Annotated in this window: 4 protein-coding genes; 1 reads left to right on the top strand and 3 read right to left on the bottom strand. The window is 69.7% G+C overall.

From position 1 onward, the window contains the following. Positions 1 to 135: 135 nt before the first annotated feature. The 3 genes from ACFXGJ_RS24260 to zapE form a co-directional block, all read right to left on the bottom strand. Positions 136 to 390, bottom strand: coding sequence for a hypothetical protein (locus tag ACFXGJ_RS24260; RefSeq protein ID WP_378625819.1), 255 nt, complete (start codon positions 388 to 390; stop codon positions 136 to 138). Between the two features lie 137 nt (positions 391 to 527). Next, positions 528 to 1,364, bottom strand: a complete 837-nt coding sequence (locus ACFXGJ_RS24255) for a mycofactocin-coupled SDR family oxidoreductase (protein ID WP_378625818.1) — start codon at positions 1,362 to 1,364, stop codon at positions 528 to 530. An 89-nt stretch (positions 1,365 to 1,453) separates the two neighbouring features. Further along, positions 1,454 to 2,422 carry a cell division protein ZapE gene (zapE, locus tag ACFXGJ_RS24250; protein WP_378625817.1) on the bottom strand — a complete coding sequence of 323 codons (969 nt, stop codon included), beginning with the start codon at positions 2,420 to 2,422 and terminating at the stop codon, positions 1,454 to 1,456. Between the two features lie 67 nt (positions 2,423 to 2,489). On the opposite strand from zapE, the gene ACFXGJ_RS24245 reads away from it, so the two are divergent. After that, positions 2,490 to 3,116, top strand: a complete 627-nt coding sequence (locus tag ACFXGJ_RS24245; RefSeq protein ID WP_378625816.1) for a TetR/AcrR family transcriptional regulator — start codon at positions 2,490 to 2,492, stop codon at positions 3,114 to 3,116. The last annotated feature ends 47 nt before the right edge of the window (positions 3,117 to 3,163 follow it).

Below are 3,163 nucleotides of genomic sequence, written 5' to 3'. Positions count from 1 at the left end.
GACCGGCCGTAGTGTCGTGCAGTCTGCGCGCTATCCGTCGGAGTCGCTGGCGGACAGTCGATCCCGCAGAGCGTTCTTCTGGATCTTGCCGGTGGCGGTGGTCGGCAGTGCGGGAGGAAGCACGCCCGGTCCCCGTCACCCCACGATCTCCCATTCGCCGCCCCAGGGCCCGGTCGGCTGACGCACCTCGTGGAGCGCCCGCTGACACCGCTCGAGCAGCGGTGAACTCCGGTGGAAGCCGTCGACGGTCCGGATCAGGTCACCGCCGGTCACCATCCGGCTCAACGCGGCCCGGGCCGCCGACTCCTTGATCCCGAACGCTCCGCGCGCCGTCAGACGAGGTAGGTGCGCCTCCAGGTCCAGGGCCGAGGAGTCGGTGGTGCCGTCCACGTACGGCTACTCCCTGCTGTGCGTGTGAGGCAGCCCGACCGTCCCCGGATGTCACCTGGACGACTGGTCACGGACGTTGCTGTCGAGTTCGACCTCGCTGCCGTGGGTTCCTCGCCCCACCGTAGGGTGCCCCGCGATCACCCGGTGACACGAGCGGCGTTGCCGGCGTCGATCGGCAGCACGGTGCCGCTGATGTGGGCGCTCGCCTCGGCGGCGAAGAACAGCACGGCTCGGGTGATCTCGGACGGGTCGAGCCAGGGCACCGGCTGCGCGTGCAGGCTCTCGAACACCGGCGCCACGTCGTCCGTGGTCGGGGCCGCCAGATCGGGGCGCATCAGCGAGTACAGGGCGTCGTTGTGGATCATCGGTGTCGAGATGTTGCCCGGGGCAATCGCATTGACGGTGATGCCGGACTGCGCGAGATCCAGCGCGGCGCTCTTGGTCATGCCGATCACACCCCACTTCGAGGCGGCATAGGCGACCATGTTGGTGCTGCCTGCGCGTCCGAGCATCGAGGAAATCGTGACGATCCGGCCGTAACCGCGTTCGATCATCCCCGGCGCGACCGCACCGAGTGTGTTGAAGACACCGGTCAGGTTGGAGTTGACGGTCTCGTTCCACTGCGCGGTCGTCATCGACTGCACCGGCGCCGCGACGGACACGCCCGCGTTCGCGACGGCGATGTCCACACGACCGAACTCGGACTGGGCGCGGGCCACCAGTGCGTCCATCGCCGGACGATCCGCAGTGTCGGCCTTGACCGCAATGCATCGACGCCCGGCCGCCTCGACCAGCCTGGCGGTCTCGGCCAGATCGTCCTCCGTGGCGAGGGGGTAGAACACCTCCGGGCTGTCCTCGCAGCGGTCGCAGATCACCACGTCGGCACCGCGCTCGGCGAACGCGACCGCGTGCGATCGGCCCTGCCCCCGGGCGCCACCGGTGATCAGCGCGACCTTGCCCTCGAAATCATCCATCCCGTGCTCCTCAGATCGGTATTCGTCGCTCCACGACTACCGGGCGAGGGTGCTGCGCGGTCCCACAGTCCCGATCAGCGGTACGGCGCTCAGGCCGTCAACAGCGCCAGCCTGCTCCGCGTCCGAGCGAGGTCGTGCACCCGGTCGACCGTGACCAAGGGGTCCCGGGTCCAGTCCGCGCCGACCACGGTCAGCGGCACGTCACTGTCGTGCAGCACGTCGACCAGCATGCAGAAACGCTGCACCCCGTCCGGCGTGGCCTCCCCGATCGGCGGGAGTCCGCTCACCACCCACTGCCGGTGCTCGGCGGCCAGTCGCAGGTAGTCGTGCGTCGAGGTCGGCTGCTCGCAGAGGTCCCCGAAGTCGAACCAGACCTCATCACCGCGCACGGCCCGGGCCACGATCGGACGACTCGACGGGGTCAGGACCACCCGTTCGTCCACGCCCGGCTCCGCGGGCGCGACGCCCAGGTAACGACCCGAGGCGAAGCCGCCGGTGGTGCCCTGCCTGCCGATCCGGTAGTCGCGACCGCCGCCCAACTCGACCACCTCGAGCCGCTCCCGCAGCACCGCGATGGTCGGCAGGAAGCCGTCGTGGAACAGCGGGTTCGGCATCAGCCCCTCCGGCGGGTAGTTGGAGGTGACCACCAGGGCCGTCCCGCGATCGCCCAGTGCGCGCAGCAGTCGGGCCAGCAGCGCACCGTCACCGACGTCGTGCACGTGGAACTCGTCGAAGAACAGAACCTCGCAGCCGCCCAACAGCTGGTCCATCGCGCCGTCGATCCCGTGCGCGTGCGCGAGGGCATGCAGTTGCCGGAAGAAGTCGTGGAAGTGGACGCGACTCGTCCGGCGGCGCACCAGGGCTTCCCGGTAGACGTCGATCAGCCAGGTCTTGCCGCGGCCGACGGAACCCCACAGGTAGGCGCCGCGGCCGGGGCGCAGATCCAGCCGCGCGAGCCGCTCGGCGACCGCGCGCTGGCCGGCGTCGAGCTGGAAGCCGGCGGCCGCCGCGGCGCGTTCGAAGGTCTCGGCGGTGATCTTCCGTTCAGCGATTCGCATGACTCGACTCTACGAATGTAGAGTCGAGTCGGCAATGTGACGAAGGCATCAGAGAGAGGGCACCACGATGGCGAACGGGACGGACCGGCGCGAACTGATCTCGGACGCCGTACTCGACATAGTCGACGCGGAAGGCATCCGGGCACTGACCCACCGCGCGGTGGACCGGCACCTCGAACTTCCGGCCGGTTCCACCTCGTACTACTTCCGGACCAAGCGGGAACTGCTCGTCGCGGCTGCCGCACACCTCACCGAGATCTCCCGGCGCGACTTCCAGAGGTCCCGACTCGCCCCACCGTCCGACGCCGAGACACCGCCGATCACCCAGATCGCCGCCGACATCGGGGCGGCGCTCGACGACATGCTCACCGGACGGGCTCGCGACCTGCGCGTCCGCTGCGCGCTGATGCTGGAGATGATGCACGACAAGGAGATTCAGCAGTCATTGGCGACCAGCATCTTCTCGCGAGAACTGGCGGCCGACCTGGTACGCGGCCTGGGATCGAGCGATCCCGAAGGCGACGGTGGCAACTTCGTGGCGCTGTGCGAGGGGCTGGTGTGGGAGAGCTCGGTCGGGGCGCGGGCAGCGACCGGCCCGGCACCCGGAACCGGCGCCAGCACCGCCATACTCACCGCGGCCGTCGCGACCTACCTGAGCGGAGTGGTCGCCCGCGCCGGCGGAGCCGTGCACTGACCCCGGATACGCCGAACGGGCGGTTACCTGGCCGACTCCCTCTCGGG

Origin of the sequence: Rhodococcus sp. NPDC059234, from assembly GCF_042754225.1 — a bacterium.
Lineage (GTDB): Bacteria > Actinomycetota > Actinomycetes > Mycobacteriales > Mycobacteriaceae > Rhodococcus_G.
This window is presented reverse-complemented; position numbering and strand designations above follow the sequence as displayed.

Excerpts from the sequence above, each read along its gene's own strand:
- ACFXGJ_RS24255 (WP_378625818.1), bottom strand. The coding sequence starts at position 1,364 with ATGGATGATTTCGAGGGCAAGGTCGCGCTGATCACCGGTGGCGCCCGG.
- zapE (WP_378625817.1), bottom strand. The coding sequence starts at position 2,422 with ATGCGAATCGCTGAACGGAAGATCACCGCCGAGACCTTCGAACGCGCC.
- ACFXGJ_RS24245 (WP_378625816.1), top strand. The coding sequence starts at position 2,490 with ATGGCGAACGGGACGGACCGGCGCGAACTGATCTCGGACGCCGTACTC.